This is a genomic window from Spirillospora sp. NPDC049652 (assembly GCF_040675125.1).
GTDB lineage: Bacteria > Actinomycetota > Actinomycetes > Streptosporangiales > Streptosporangiaceae > Spirillospora.
In genome coordinates this window covers 1-14,104 of the sequence record NZ_JBFAOF010000093.1, presented here as the reverse complement: position 1 = coordinate 14,104, position 14,104 = coordinate 1, and the positions used below count along the sequence as shown (strand labels likewise).

Sequence of the window (14,104 nt, the reverse complement as noted above, 5' to 3'; positions counted from 1 at the left end):
GCCGGATCCGGGTCCCGTTCCGCCGCCGCGACCCGATGAAGCGGCTGAACGCGGGCCTGCTCGCGGTCGCCTTCGTGCTGTCGCTGTTCGCGGGGCGGCTCGTCCAGCTCCAGACCATCGAGTCGGGCCACTACACCGCGCGGGCGCTGGAGCAGCGGCTCCGCAAGATCGACCTGCCCGCCGTGCGCGGCGACATCACCGACGCGCAGGGCAACCCGCTCGCGATGACGGTCGAGGCGCGGCTGGTCTACGCCGACCCGGGCGTCATCAAGCCGGAGAAGCGGCAGCCGATCGCGGCCGCCCTGGCGCCGATGCTCGGGCTCGACCAGGCCGCCGTCATGAAGCAGCTCGCGCGGACGAGCAGCCGGTACGAGGTGCTCGCCCACGGCGTCCGGCCCGAGCAGGCGCGCCTGGTGACGGGCATGAAGTTCCTCGGCATCGGCACCTATCCGGAGTACCGGCGCGAGTACCCGAACGACTCGCTCGCCGCCGGCGTGATCGGGTTCGTCAACGCCGAGGGGCGCGGCGGCGCGGGCCTGGAGTACTCGCTGAACAGGCAGCTCGCCGGGCGCGCCGGGTGGCAGCGGATCGAGATCAGCCCGGACGGCCAGCACATCCCGATGGGCGAGGACCAGAAGCGCCCGCCGGTGCCCGGCAAGGGCGTCCGGCTGACACTGATGCGCGACGTCCAGTACAAGGCGCAGCAGGCGATCGAGGCGCAGGTGAAGGCGACCGGCGCGCGCAGCGGCAGCGTGATCGTGATGGACCCGCGCAACGGCCAGCTGCTGGCGATGGCGTCCGCGCCGGGCTACGACCCCAACGACTACGGCAAGTCCAACTGGCGGCGGTGGGGCAGCCCCCTCGTCCAGGAGGCCTACGAGCCGGGCAGCACGGGCAAGGTCGTGACGGCGGCGGCGGCGCTGGAGCGCGGCGGGGTGACCCCGCAGACGCCGTTCACGGTGCCCTACAGCGTCCGCAGGTACGACCGGACGTTCCACGACTCCGAGCAGCACCGGACCGAGCGGCTGACCTTCACGGGCGTGCTGGCCAAGTCCAGCAACGTCGGGACGATCCTCGCCAGCGAGCGCATCGACCAGGACACGCTCTACAAGTTCCTGCGCGACTTCGGGTTCGGGCAGCGGACCGGCGTCGGGCTGCCCGGCGAGACCGCCGGGCAGCTGCGTCCGCCGAGCCAGTGGTCGGGCACCGACCGGTTCCCGATCGCGTTCGGCCAGTCGCTGTCGGTGAACGCGCTGCAGATGGCGAGCGTCTACGCGACGATCGCCAACGGCGGCGTGCGGGTGGCGCCGAACCTGGTCGCCGGCACCACCGGCGACGACGGCGCGTTCACGCCCGCCGCCGCGCCCGCGCAGAAGCGGGTGGTCAGCGCGCGGACGGCGGAGCAGATCCGGGACATGCTGGAGGGCGTCACCACCAAGGACGGCACCGCGCCGAAGGCCCAGATCCCCGGCTACCGGGTGGCGGGCAAGACCGGCACCGCGCAGATCGTCAACCCGAGCACCGGGACCTACGAGGACGGCGGCTACACCGCCTCGTTCGCCGGGTTCGCCCCGGCCGAGGCGCCGCAGCTGGTCGTCCAGGTGGTGCTGCAGCACCCGAGCTCCGGCAGCCACTACGGCGGCGATGTGGCCGCGCCGGTGTTCCGGGACGTGATGAACTTCGCTCTGCAGAGCCGCAAGGTCCCGCCGAGCGGGAGCAGGGCGCCGTCGCTCAAGATCTACGCCGACGACTGAGCGCAGCGAGTACCCTGACCCGCCGTGACCACCGCACCGTTGACCCCGCATACCCGCCGGCATCCGGATCCGGCCCGCACTGAGAGACACGCCATGCGCCCGACCTCCAACCCGGCCCGTCCGCTGACCGGCCTCGCGTCGACGCTGGGCCTTCCGGCCGCGGCCGAGTGGTCCGCGACGACCGTGTCGGGGATCACCCACGACTCGCGCGCGGTGCTGCCCGGCGACGTCTACGCGGCGCTCCCGGGCGCGCGCGCCCATGGTGCGCAGTTCGCCGCCCAGGCCGCCCAGAAGGGCGCCGCGGCGATCCTGACCGACCCGGCGGGCCGCGAGCGGGCCGAGGCCGCCGGGCTCCCCGTGCTGGTGGTGGACGAGCCGCGGGCGGTGCTCGGCAAGGCGGCGTCCTGGGTGTACGGCGCGCCGGTCCGCGACCTGACCCTGATCGGGGTGACCGGCACCAGCGGGAAGACCACCACGACGTTCCTGCTGGACGCGGGCCTGCGCGCGGCGGGGATCACCACCGGCCTGATCGGCGGCGTGGAGATCCGGGTCGGCGACGAGACCGTGCCCGGCGAGCTGACCACGCCCGAGTCGACCGACCTGCACGCGCTGTTCGCGATGATGCGCGAGCAGGGCGTGGGCGCGGCGGCGATGGAGGTGTCCAGCCACGCGCTGGAGCAGGCCCGGGTCGGCGGCGCCCGGTACGACGTCGCGATCTTCAACAACCTGTCCCAGGACCACCTGGACTACCACCCGACGATGCGGGACTACTTCCTGGCCAAGGCGAAGCTGTTCACGCCGGGCTACAGCCGGGTCGGCGTGGTGAACCTGGACGACGAGTACGGCCGCGAGCTGCTGACGATCGCGACCGTCCCGACCACGACGTTCTCGGCGACCGGCGACCCGGCGGCCGACTGGCGCGCGGTGGACGTGCGGATCGGCGCGGACGGCAGCGTCTTCCGCGTCCTCGGCCCGGGCGGCATCGAGGCCGACGCGGCGGTGCAGCTCCCCGGCCCGTTCAATGTGGCGAACGCGCTCGGCGCGATCGTGGCGCTCGTGGAGGCGGGGCTCACGCTGCCGGTGGCGGTGCGCGGCGTCGCGTCGCTGACCGGCGTCCCGGGCCGCCTGGAGCGCGTGGACGAGGGCCAGGAGTACGTCGCGCTGGTGGACTACTCGCACAAGCCCGGCGCGGTCGAGGCCGTCCTGACGTCCCTGCGGAAGGTCACCGAGGGCCGGCTGACGATCGTGCTCGGCTGCGGCGGCGACCGGGACCGGGGCAAGCGCCCGCTGATGGGCGAGGCCGCGGCGCGGCTGGCCGACATGGCGTATTTCACCGACGACAACCCGAGGTCGGAGGACCCCCTCGGCATCCTCGCCGCTATGGTCGAGGGCGGGCTCAAGGTCCCGCAGTCCGAGCGCGCGCACATCGTGGTCGAGCCCGACCGCGCGGCCGCCATCGCGCTGGCGATCGGCCGGGCCCGCCGCGGCGACGTCGTGGTCGTCGCGGGCAAGGGCCACGAGCAGGGCCAGTACGTGGCCGGTGAGGTACATCCGTTCGACGACCGGCGGGTGGTCCGCGCGGCGATCCGCGCGCAGCAGGACCGCGCGCGGGACCGCGAGCGGGGCGCCCGGCGAACCCCGGAGGGGGCCGGCGCGTCGAACGGGCAGGACGTGAGAGGGGACGGAACGCAGGCGTGATCCCACTTCCGCTGTCGAGGATCGCCGAGCTCACCCGCGGCGTCGTGACCGGCCTCCCGCCGGACGGCCCGGAGCCGGTGGTGCGGGGGCCCGTGGTGATCGACTCCCGGGAGGCCGGCCCCGGCGCGCTGTTCGCGGCGCTGCCGGGCGCGCGGGCCGACGGGCACGACTTCGCCCCGGTGGCGTTCGCCGCGGGCGCGAGCGCCGTCCTGGCGGCCCGCCCGGTGGACGGGCCGGCCGTGGTCGTCCCGGACGTCCAGGAGGCGCTCGGGCTGCTCGCGGCCGGCGTGCTGGCCGAACTGCCGGACGCCGTCGTCACCGGGATCACCGGCTCGGCGGGCAAGACGTCCACCAAGGACCTGATCGCCCAGGTGATCGAGCGGTCCGGCCCGACGATCGCGCCGGTCGGGTCGTTCAACAACGAGATCGGGCTGCCGCTGACCGCGCTGCGCGCCGACGGGGCGACCCGGCACCTGGTGCTGGAGATGGGCGCCCGCGGCGTCGGCCACATCGCCTACCTGTGCCGCATCGCGCGGCCGCGGATCGGCGTGGTGCTGAACGTCGGGTCGGCGCACCTGGGCGAGTTCGGCAGCCGGGAGGCCGTGGCGCTGGCCAAGGGCGAGATGGTCGAGGCGCTGCCCGCGTCCGGCACCGCCGTGCTGAACGCCGACGACCCGCTGGTGGCGGCGATGGAGTCCCGCACCGAGGCGCGCGTGGTCGCCTTCGGCCGCAGCGCGCGGGCGGTCGTCCGGGCCGTGGACGAGTCGCTCGACGACGCCGGCCGCCCCCGGTTCACCCTGGTCACGCCCGAGGGCGAGGCGCCGGTGGCGCTGCGCCTGGCGGGCGCGCACATGGTCCCGAACGCGCTGGCCGCCGCGGCGGTCGCGCGCGCCGCCGGGATGCCGGCCGGGCAGGTCGCGGACGCGCTGTCGGCGGCCGGGCCGCGCAGCCGGTGGCGGATGGAGGTCGCCGACCGCGCCGACGGCGTGACGGTGATCAACGACGCGTACAACGCCAACCCGGAGTCGACCCGCGCCGCGATCGAGGTGCTCACGCACCTGGCGCGCGGCCGCCGGGCCTTCGCCGTGCTGGGCGAGATGGCCGAGCTCGGCGACTCCTCGGTCGCGGAACACGTCAAGATCGGGCAGCATGTCGCGCGCAGCGGCGTCGCCGGCCTCGTGGTCGTGGGCGGCGCCGCGGCCGCGGTGGCCGAAGGGGCCGCCCAGGTGGCGGCATGGACGGGAGAGTTGGTACAGGTGGATGACGTCGGCGCGGCGGTTTCCGCGCTCAGCGAGCGGCTCCGGCCGCAGGACGTCGTACTGGTGAAGGGCTCCCGCGTGACGGGCCTGGAGCGGGTCGCCGAGGCGCTGCTCTCGGGGGGTGCCCGGGCATGACCAACATCATCATCGCCGCCGGGGTCGCCCTGCTGTTCGGCATGGTCGGCACGCCGGTGTGGATCCGGATCGTGAACCGGCTCGGCTACGGCCAGATGATCCGGCAGGAGGGCCCCGAGGCCCACCTGAAGAAGCGCGGCACGCCCACGATGGGCGGCACGGTGTTCGTCGTCGGGTCGCTCGTCGGGTACGGCGCGGCGCACCTGCTGACCGGCACCAGCCCGACGGTCTCGGGCGGCCTGGCGCTGTTCCTGATGACCGGGCTCGGCGCGGTCGGCTTCGTGGACGACTACATCAAGGTGTTCAAGCAGCGCAGCCTCGGGCTGCGCTCGGGCGCCAAGATGATCGGCATCATCCTGGTCGGGGTGGTGTTCGCGGTCGGGTCGCTGAACTTCCCGAACCACCTGGACGTCACGCCGGCCGACGCGCACCTGTCGTTCCTGCGCGACTTCGGCCCGGCGATCGGCGCGGTGCCGTTCGTCATCTGGGCGCTGCTGCTGATCGCGGCGACCTCCAACGGCGTGAACCTCACCGACGGCCTGGACGGCCTGGCCGCCGGCCCGTGCGCGATGGTGCTGGCCGCCTACGTGCTGATCGGCAACTGGCAGCTGCGCAACGCCTGCGAGTTCGCGCTCGCGCCGAACTGCTACAACGTCCGCGACCCGCTCGACCTCGCGGTCGTCGCGGCCGCGGTGCTCGGCGGCGTGTTCGGCTTCCTGTGGTGGAACGCGCCCCCGGCGAAGGTGTTCATGGGCGACACCGGCTCGCTCGCGCTCGGCGGCGTGCTGGTCGGCCTGGCGATCCTCACCCGCACCCAGTTCCTGCTGGGCGTGCTGTGCGGCCTGATCGTGATGATCACGCTGTCGGTGATCATCCAGGTCGGCGGGTTCAAGATGACCAAGAAGCGGGTGTTCAAGATGGCGCCGCTCCAGCACCACTTCGAGCTGTCGGGGTGGGCGGAGACCACGATCGTCGTCCGGTTCTGGCTGATGTCGGCGCTGTTCACCGCGATCGGCCTCGGCCTGTTCTACCTGGAATGGATGCCGAAGAAGTGACCGAGTCCTACGAGGGGCGGCGGGTCGTCGTCGCGGGCCTCGGCGTCTCCGGGCGGGCCGCGGCGCGGGTGCTGGCCGGGCGCGGCGCGCACGTGACGATCGTGGACGCCCGCGACGACGAGGCGTCCCGCGAGCAGGCCGCCGAGCTCCGGGCCGCCGGGGTGACCGCGCGGCTCGGGGACGGCGACACCCTCCCCGAGGGGACCGAGCTGGTCGTCACCTCGCCCGGCTGGAAGCCGGACGTCCCGCTGCTCGCGGCGGCCGCGGCGGCCGGGATCGAGATCTACGGCGAGGTCGAGCTCGCGTGGCGGCTGCGTCCGGCGGACGCGGCCCCCTGGCTCGCGCTCACCGGCACCAACGGCAAGACCACGTGCGTGCGGATGCTGACGTGCGTCCTCGCCGCCGCCGGGCACGACGCGGTCGCGGTCGGGAACGTCGGCACGCCCATCGTCGAGGCGGTGCTGGAGAAGCACGACGTGCTGGCGGTGGAGCTGTCCAGCTACCAGCTGCACTGGTCGTCCAGCGTCCGGCCGCTGGCGTCGGCGGTGCTGAACGTCGCGCCCGACCACATCGACTGGCACGGCACCTTCGACGCGTACGCCGAGGCCAAGGGCAAGATCTTCGCGCCGGGCTCGGTCGCCGTCGTGAACGCCGACGACCCGGTCTCCAGCCGGCTCGGGCCGCCGGACGCCAAGGCCTTCACGCTCGGAGTCCCCGCGCCCGGTCAGCTCGGCGTGGTCGAGGAGCTGCTGGTCGACCGGGCGTTCGTGGACGATCCGCGCACGTCCGCCGCCGAACTCGCCGAGCTGGCCGACGTCCGGCCGTTCGCGCCGCACAACGTCGCCAACGCCCTCGCGGCGGCGGCCCTGGCCCGCGCCTTCGGCGTGCCGCCCGAGGCCGTCCGGGAGGGCCTGCGGGCCTTCGTGCCCGATCCGCACCGCATCGCGCACGTCGCGACCGTGGACGGCGTCGACTACGTGGACGACTCCAAGGCCACCAACCCGCACGCCGCCGCGTCCTCGCTCGCGGCCTGCCGGTCGGCGGTGTGGATCGCGGGCGGCCTGCTGAAGGGCGCGGACGTGGACGACCTGGTCGCGTCCTGCGGCGACCGGCTGCGCGCCGCGGTGCTGATCGGCCGGGACCGCGCGCGGATCGCCGAAGCACTCGCGCGACACGCGCCGGATGTCCCCGTGGTGGACGTTCCGGACACCGACACTGGGGCGATGGACCGAGTCGTGACCCGCGCCGCCGCCCTCGCCAGGCCCGGCGACACCGTGCTGCTCGCCCCGGCGGGGGCCTCCTTCGACATGTTCACCAGTTACGGCGCGCGCGGCGACGCGTTCGCCGAAGCGGTCCGGCGGCTCGCAGCGCGGGCATGAGCACGGCCCCCGCCGCGGAGCGGGACCAGGACGAGACCGGCGGCGGCCGGCCGGCGCGGCCCCGGCCGCGCGAGCAGGTCGCCGCCGCGGTCGGGCTGCTCGACCGGCCCCTCACCTCCTACTACCTGGTGCTGGGCTGCACGGTGATGCTGCTCGCGCTCGGCCTGACGATGGTCCTGTCGGCCTCCAGCGTCAAGCAACTCCAGGAGACCGGCTCGGCGTACACGCTGGTCCAGAAGCAGGCCATGTGGATGGCGATCGGCCTGCCCTGCATGTGGGCGGCGTCCCGGCTGCCGCTCAAGGGCTTCCGGGCGCTGGCGTTCCCGATGCTGCTGCTGTCGGTCGGCGCGCTCGCGCTGGTGCTGGTGCCGGGGCTCGGCCGTGCGGCGGGCGGCGCGACCCGCTGGATCAGCCTCGGCCCCATCCAGATCCAGCCGTCCGAGCCCGCCAAGCTCGGCCTGGTGCTGTGGGGCGCGGACCTGCTCGCCCGCAAGGAGCGGCTCGGGCAGCTCACCGAGTGGCGGCCGCTGCTGATGCCGCTGCTGCCCGGCGCGGGCCTGCTGGTGCTGCTGGTCATGCTCGGCAACGACCTCGGCACCACGCTGGTGCTGCTCACCATCTTCCTGGCGCTGCTGTGGGTGGTGGGCGCGCCCGGCCGGCTGTTCGTCGGCATCGCCGGGCTGGTCGGCCTGCTGGTGGCGATCCTCATCGTGGTCGAGCCGTACCGGATGCAGCGGCTCACCGGCTTCCTGGACCAGTCCGGCAACCAGCTCACCTTCAACTACCAGGGCACCCAGGGCCTGTACGCGCTGGCGTCCGGCGGCCTGACCGGCACCGGGCTGGGGGAGGGGCGGGCCAAGTGGGACTTCCTGCCGCACGCCGAGACCGACTTCATCTTCGCGATCATCGGTGAGGAGTTCGGGCTGGTCGGGACGCTGGTGGTGCTCGGCCTGTTCGGGCTGCTGACCTACGCCGGGTTGCGCGTCGCCCGCCGCGTGAAGGACCCGTTCACCCGGCTCGCCGCCGCGGGCGCGACCGCCTGGCTGGTGGTGCAGGCCATCGTGAACATCGGCGCGGTCATCGGTGTGCTTCCCATCACAGGCATCCCGCTGCCCCTGGTCTCCTACGGCGGATCGGCCCTCATCCCCACACTGATCGCGCTCGGGATGCTGCTCGCGTTCGCCAAGCGCGAGCCCGGCGCCCGGCAGGCGCTCGCGGCACGCGGCCCCGGACCGCTGTCCCGGGCCCTAAGCTGGCTAGGACTCGGGCCGCGCGGGTCCTGACACGACGAACATCCGGACGGGGGCGGGGGTCGCCCCGGCCGCACGACGCTCACACCCGCGGACCGAACCCGCTGAGGACACGCTGAGGAGTTGTAGACGAGCATGAGGGTTGTCCTGGCCGGCGGCGGCACCGCCGGACACATCGAGCCCGCACTGGCCCTCGCCGACGCGCTGCGCCGCCACGACCCGAACACCGGGATCGTCTGCCTCGGCACCGAGCGCGGCCTGGAGACCCGGCTGGTCCCGCAGCGCGGCTACGAACTCGCCCTGATCCCCCCGGTGCCGCTGCCCCGCACGCTGACCCCGCAGCTGCTGTCGGTCCCCGGCCGGCTGCGCGGCGCGATCAACGCCGCCGCCGGCGTGCTGGACCAGACGCAGGCGGACGTGCTGGTCGGCTTCGGCGGCTACGTCGCGACCCCCGGCTACCTGGCGGCGCGCAAGCGCAAGGTGCCGATCATCGTGCACGAGGCCAACCCCAAGCCCGGCCTGGCCAACAAGCTCGGCGCGCGCTTCACCGACCACGTCGCGGTCTCGCACCACGACTCGCCGCTGCCGAACGCCAGGTTCGTCGGCATCCCGCTGCGCCGCGACATCGCCAACCTGGACCGGATGGCGATGGGCGACAAGGCGCGCTCCTACTTCGGCCTGCTGCCGGAGCTGCCCACCCTGCTGATCTTCGGCGGGTCGCAGGGCGCCCGGTCGCTGAACCGCAACGCCGTCGCCGCCGCGCCCGCCTTCCGCGCCGCCGGCATCCAGGTGCTGCACATCGTCGGCCCGAAGAACACCGAGGTGCCCGACCCCGCCCCGGCCGGCGGCCCGCAGTACGTCACCATCCCCTACTGCGACCGGATGGACCTGGCCTACGCCGCCGCCGACATGGCCATGTGCCGGGCGGGCGCGATGACCTGCGCCGAGCTGTCGGCCGTGGCGCTGCCCGCGGTGTACGTGCCGCTGCCGATCGGCAACGGCGAGCAGCGGCTGAACGCCGAGCCGATCGTGCAGAACGGCGGCGGCCTGCTGGTGGACGACGCCGAGCTCAGCCCCGAGTGGATCGCCGGGCACCTGATCCCGATCCTGCGCGACCCGGCCCGGGTGGCGAACATGTCCGAGGCCGCCGGCCGGATGGGCCGCCGGGACGCCGACGTGGCGCTCGCCCGGATGGTCTACGACGTCGTCCGCGCCGCGCACCAGCAGGGGCAGGGCCGATGAGCCTGGTCGACCCGAGCGCGGTGGTCCCCGCCGCCGAGCTCGGCCGGGTCCACTTCATCGCGATCGGCGGCGCCGGCATGTCGGGCATCGCCCGCATCATGCTGAAGCGCGGCATCACCGTCTCCGGCAGCGACGCCAGGGACTCCGAGCTGCTCGGCCAGCTCGCCGGGCTCGGCGCGAAGGTGTACGTCGGGCACGACGCGTCCCACCTCGGGGACGCCGAGACCGTCGTGGTGTCCTCGGCGATCCGGGAGAGCAACCCCGAGCTGGCCGCCGCCCGCGAGCGGGGGCTGCGCGTCCTGCACCGGTCGGCGGCGCTGGCCTCTCTGATGGCGGGCCGCCGCGCGGTCGCCGTCGCCGGGACGCACGGTAAGACCACCACCACGTCCATGCTGACGGTCGCGCTGCAGCACGCCGGGGCCGACCCGTCGTACTGCATCGGCGGCCAGCTGGTGACGACCGGGCTCGGCGCGGACGAGGGCACCGGCGAGGTCTTCGTCGCGGAGGCCGACGAGAGCGACGGCTCGTTCCTGATGTACACCCCGAACGTCGCGGTGGTGACCAATGTCGAGGCCGACCACCTGGACAACTACGGCGGCTTCGAGCAGGTCAAGGAGCTGTTCGCCAAGTTCGTCGGGCGGGTCGAGGACGGCGGCGCGGTCGTCGCCGGCGCCGACGACCCGGTCGCGCGCGGGCTGGCCGAGCTGGCGCGCGGGCGCGGCCTGCGCGTCCTGACCTACGGCGAGGCGGCCGACGCCGACCTGCGGGTCACCGGCTTCACGCCGCGGGGCCTCGGCTCCCGGTTCGTGCTGGAGGGCGCGGCCGAGGGGCTCGGCGAGGTCGTCCTCAACGTCCCCGGACGGCACAACTCGCTCAACGCGGCCGCCGTCGTCGCCGTGGCGCACGCGCTCGGCCTCGACCTGGCGGCCGTCCGCGCGGGGCTGGCCGGGTTCGGCGGCGCGATGCGGCGGCTGGAGCGCAAGGGCGAGGCGGTGGCCGTCGAGGTGTTCGACAGCTACGCCCACCACCCGACCGAGCTGACCGCCGACCTGTCGGCCACCCGCGACTACCTGGACGACCGGGCCGGCGAGTGGCGCGGGCGGGGACGCATCGTCGCGGTCTTCCAGCCGCACCTGTACAGCCGCACCCGGTTCTTCGCGGCCGAGTTCGGCGAGGCCCTCGGCCTGGCCGACGTCGCGGTGGTCCTGGACGTCTACGGCGCGCGCGAGGACCCCGAGCCCGGCGTCACCGGGAAGCTGATCGCCGACCGTGTTCCGGCGGCCGTCGAGACCGTGTACGCGCCGGTGTTCGACGAGGTCCCGGACGTCGTGGCGGGGCTGGCCCGGCCGGGCGACATCGTGATCACGCTGGGCGCGGGCGACGTGACCAGACTGGGCCCGGTGATCCTGGAGCGGCTGGCGGGCGCCTGACCCGGCGGCGGACGGACCGGCCCCGGAGGCCGGGCCGGAGAGCAGGCCGGAGACCGGACGTCGGACGACGGGCCGGGACCGGGCGGGGGAGCAGGCCGGAGACCGGGCGACGGCCCCGGACGACGGGCCCCGGGGGAGCGGGGGCGCGGCGTGGGTCCGTGGCTTCCGGGCGTCCGGCGGCCATCCTTGAGGGCATGACCGAGGCGGGGACGAGGCGGCACACGGTGCACGGCGGCGACGCGCGAGGACGGGACGGGGAGGACGGCGGGCAGCCGGCTCCCGACGGGCCCGTCCCCGGGCGGCCCCCGGCCCGCCGCCCGTCCGGCCGGCGCCGCCCGAACCGGTGGAAGGCCGCGTTCGTGACCCTGCTGGTCGTGGGCCTGCTGGCCGCGGCCGGATGGGTGCTGCTCGGCTCGAAGCTGCTGGTCGTCCGGCACGTGGAGGTGGCCGGGAACCACCTCGCGCCGCGCGACCGGGTGGAGGCCGCCGCCGGGATCTCGCTCGGCTCGCCCATGGCGCGCCTGGACACTGGCGCGGTCCGCGACCGCGTCCGGCGGCTGCGCGAGGTGGCGTCGGCGAAGGTCGAGCGGCGCTGGCCCGGCACCGTCCGGATCGTGGTCACCGAGCGGACGCCGCGCGCCGTGGTCAGCCGGGGCGGCCGGTACTACCGGCTGGACGGGTCCGGGATCACCGTCGCCGACGGGACGACGCGTCCGGCCGGGCTGCCGCTGCTGGTGGTGGCCGCGCCGGGGCCGGCCGACCCGTCGAGCCTGGCGGCGCTGGGGGTCGTCCAGCAGCTGCCCGCCGCCCTGCGGCACAAGCTCGCGGAGGTGTCGGCGGCGTCGCCGGAGGCGGTGACGCTGCGCCTCGCCGACGGCCTGACGATCGTGTGGGGCTCGGACGAGCGGACGCAGGAGAAGCTCCGCCTGGTGGACGCGCTGCGCCGTTCGCCCGCCGGACGGTCGGCCAACACGATCGACGTCAGCTCACCCGAAGTGGTCACCACGCGCTAGCAGGCGTCTTTCATCGGACGTGGCACTTGTCACTTCTCCCGATGACCGCGGCGAGGAAGCGCGATGCCGCCCTGCCGTCCCGCCGCGTGCTCCGCAGAACGCGCTGGTGGTCGCGTTGTCGGTCACGCGGGGTCGCGCCGTGGGAACGCGCGGTCCCCGTGTGTCGGAGCGCTTCGGACGGCCCGATGGGGGAAGCTGGGAGCGGAGTGGGGCGCGGACCAGGCACGGAGCCGGGTTCCGGGCCCGGCGCCGGGCCGTGCGGACCGGCGCCGAACCGACATCGAGCAGTACGGGACCGGCAACGAATCGGCAAGCGACCAGCGGCGTCCGGCGGCGGCCCGGCACCCGTCCCGCCTCGGCTCGACGCCGGTCCGGGCGCGGGTTCGGGGCCCGGACGTACCAACCAGGGCAACTCTCGCCAAGTCCGCGCACCGCGACACGCCGGGGCGGTTGGCGGGAGGTTAGTTGACCCTGGCCGTTTGCCCGCCCTACTGTCCGTATCAGTCATCAGGTTGACATAACTGTAAGCCTCAAGTTGAGGGTGAGGGTTGTGCCGGGCTCAGCGCCCGGTCCGGCCCTCGCCCGAGACTCGATTAGATAGCGAGCGGAAAGGCCCCTCGTCGTGGCAGCACCGCAGAACTACCTCGCGGTCATCAAGGTCGTCGGAATCGGCGGCGGCGGCGTCAACGCCGTCAACCGGATGATCGAGGAGGGACTCAAGGGCGTCGAGTTCATCGCGATCAACACGGACGCCCAGGCGCTGCTGATGAGTGACGCCGACGTCAAGCTCGACGTGGGCCGCGAGCTCACCCGGGGCCTCGGCGCGGGGGCCAACCCCGACGTCGGCCGCAAGGCCGCCGAGGACCACCGCGAGGAGATCGAGGAGGTGCTCAAGGGCGCCGACATGGTCTTCGTCACCGCGGGGGAGGGCGGCGGCACCGGCACCGGCGGCGCGCCGGTCGTGGCGAACATCGCCCGGTCCCTCGGCGCGCTCACCATCGGCGTGGTCACCCGGCCGTTCTCGTTCGAGGGCAAACGCCGCGCGATGCAGGCGGAAGCCGGAATAGAGACACTCCGCGACGAGGTCGACACCCTCATCGTCATCCCGAACGACCGGCTGCTGTCGATCAGCGACCGCCAGGTCAGCGTGCTGGACGCGTTCAAGGCCGCCGACCAGGTGCTGCTGTCCGGTGTCCAGGGCATCACCGACCTGATCACCACGCCCGGCCTGATCAACCTGGACTTCGCCGACGTCAAGTCGGTCATGTCCGGCGCGGGCTCGGCGCTGATGGGCATCGGCTCGGCGCGCGGCGACGACCGCAGCGTGGCCGCGGCCGAGATGGCGATCTCCAGCCCGCTGCTGGAGGCCAGCATCGACGGCGCGCACGGCGTGCTGCTGTCCATCTCCGGCGGCTCCGACCTCGGCCTGTTCGAGATCAACGAGGCGGCGCAGCTGGTGTCCAACGCCGCCGCCCCGGACGCCAACATCATCTTCGGCGCGGTCATCGACGACGCGCTGGGCGACGAGGTGCGGGTCACCGTGATCGCCGCGGGGTTCGACGAGGGAGAGGCCCGCCCTACCAGGCCGGCGCCGGAGGCTGACGCGCGGCGGGTTCCTCCGGCCCGGCAGAACACCCCCAACCCGTCCGCCCCGCAGCAGTCCGCGCCCCCCGCGCAGGCGGCCGCGAACCCCAACCCGATCCCGAGCCGCGTCGGCCGCACCGCCGAGTCCGCGACGGCCCTCGGCCAGCCCGGCGCGGCCGGCCAGGGCGTGCCGCAGCTCGACCGGTCCGAGCGGCACCAGCCGTCCGGTCCGCAGCACCAGCAGCCCGCCCACGCAGACGCCCACCAGGGTCGGCGCGTGCCCGCCCGCCACGTTCCATGACAGC

At 74.4% G+C, this 14,104-nt stretch carries 10 protein-coding genes; all 10 read left to right on the top strand.

Going from position 1 to position 14,104, the window contains the following annotated elements; translation table 11 throughout:
- Positions 1–35 precede the first annotated feature (35 nt).
- Positions 36–1,754, top strand: coding sequence for a peptidoglycan D,D-transpeptidase FtsI family protein (locus AB0J52_RS09475; RefSeq protein ID WP_500181111.1), 1,719 nt, complete (start codon positions 36–38; stop codon positions 1,752–1,754).
- A 93-nt stretch (positions 1,755–1,847) separates the two neighbouring features.
- The gene (locus tag AB0J52_RS09470) at positions 1,848–3,452 is read left to right on the top strand and encodes a UDP-N-acetylmuramoyl-L-alanyl-D-glutamate--2,6-diaminopimelate ligase (RefSeq protein WP_500181110.1); all 1,605 of its coding nucleotides are present in this window, start codon (positions 1,848–1,850) and stop codon (positions 3,450–3,452) included.
- Positions 3,449–4,846 (top strand): UDP-N-acetylmuramoyl-tripeptide--D-alanyl-D-alanine ligase, encoded by a 1,398-nt coding sequence (locus AB0J52_RS09465; RefSeq protein ID WP_500181109.1) that lies wholly within the window; start codon positions 3,449–3,451, stop codon positions 4,844–4,846. Before AB0J52_RS09470 ends, AB0J52_RS09465 begins: the two co-directional genes overlap by 4 nt.
- On the top strand, positions 4,843–5,901 hold the full coding sequence (mraY, locus tag AB0J52_RS09460) for a phospho-N-acetylmuramoyl-pentapeptide-transferase (protein WP_117359927.1): 1,059 nt from the start codon (positions 4,843–4,845) through the stop codon (positions 5,899–5,901). The genes AB0J52_RS09465 and mraY overlap by 4 nt, the downstream gene beginning before the upstream one ends.
- Positions 5,883–7,280 (top strand): UDP-N-acetylmuramoyl-L-alanine--D-glutamate ligase, encoded by a 1,398-nt coding sequence (murD, locus tag AB0J52_RS09455; RefSeq protein ID WP_500181108.1) that lies wholly within the window; start codon positions 5,883–5,885, stop codon positions 7,278–7,280. Before mraY ends, murD begins: the two co-directional genes overlap by 19 nt.
- On the top strand, positions 7,277–8,563 hold the full coding sequence (gene ftsW, locus AB0J52_RS09450) for a putative lipid II flippase FtsW (RefSeq protein ID WP_500181107.1): 1,287 nt from the start codon (positions 7,277–7,279) through the stop codon (positions 8,561–8,563). Before murD ends, ftsW begins: the two co-directional genes overlap by 4 nt.
- A gap of 102 nt (positions 8,564–8,665) precedes the next feature.
- Positions 8,666–9,772 carry an undecaprenyldiphospho-muramoylpentapeptide beta-N-acetylglucosaminyltransferase gene (gene murG / locus AB0J52_RS09445; protein WP_500181106.1) on the top strand — a complete coding sequence of 369 codons (1,107 nt, stop codon included), beginning with the start codon at positions 8,666–8,668 and terminating at the stop codon, positions 9,770–9,772.
- Positions 9,769–11,202, top strand: a complete 1,434-nt coding sequence (gene murC / locus AB0J52_RS09440; RefSeq protein WP_500181105.1) for a UDP-N-acetylmuramate--L-alanine ligase — start codon at positions 9,769–9,771, stop codon at positions 11,200–11,202. Before murG ends, murC begins: the two co-directional genes overlap by 4 nt.
- Before the next feature lie 194 nt (positions 11,203–11,396).
- Positions 11,397–12,215: a cell division protein FtsQ/DivIB gene (locus AB0J52_RS09435; RefSeq protein ID WP_500181104.1), complete on the top strand. Its 819-nt coding sequence runs from the start codon at positions 11,397–11,399 to the stop codon at positions 12,213–12,215.
- A 622-nt stretch (positions 12,216–12,837) separates the two neighbouring features.
- Entirely contained in the window at positions 12,838–14,100 is a 1,263-nt protein-coding gene (gene ftsZ / locus AB0J52_RS09430; RefSeq protein WP_500181103.1) for a cell division protein FtsZ, read from the top strand.
- The last annotated feature ends 4 nt before the right edge of the window (positions 14,101–14,104 follow it).

What these genes read in the sequence shown, in the direction of transcription:
- AB0J52_RS09475 (WP_500181111.1), top strand. Translation starts at nt 36, where the DNA reads ATGAAGCGGCTGAACGCGGGCCTGCTCGCGGTCGCCTTCGTGCTGTCG.
- AB0J52_RS09470 (WP_500181110.1), top strand. Translation starts at nt 1,848, where the DNA reads ATGCGCCCGACCTCCAACCCGGCCCGTCCGCTGACCGGCCTCGCGTCG.
- mraY (WP_117359927.1), top strand. Translation starts at nt 4,843, where the DNA reads ATGACCAACATCATCATCGCCGCCGGGGTCGCCCTGCTGTTCGGCATG.
- murD (WP_500181108.1), top strand. Translation starts at nt 5,883, where the DNA reads ATGGATGCCGAAGAAGTGACCGAGTCCTACGAGGGGCGGCGGGTCGTC.
- ftsW (WP_500181107.1), top strand. Translation starts at nt 7,277, where the DNA reads ATGAGCACGGCCCCCGCCGCGGAGCGGGACCAGGACGAGACCGGCGGC.
- murG (WP_500181106.1), top strand. Translation starts at nt 8,666, where the DNA reads ATGAGGGTTGTCCTGGCCGGCGGCGGCACCGCCGGACACATCGAGCCC.
- murC (WP_500181105.1), top strand. Translation starts at nt 9,769, where the DNA reads ATGAGCCTGGTCGACCCGAGCGCGGTGGTCCCCGCCGCCGAGCTCGGC.
- AB0J52_RS09435 (WP_500181104.1), top strand. Translation starts at nt 11,397, where the DNA reads ATGACCGAGGCGGGGACGAGGCGGCACACGGTGCACGGCGGCGACGCG.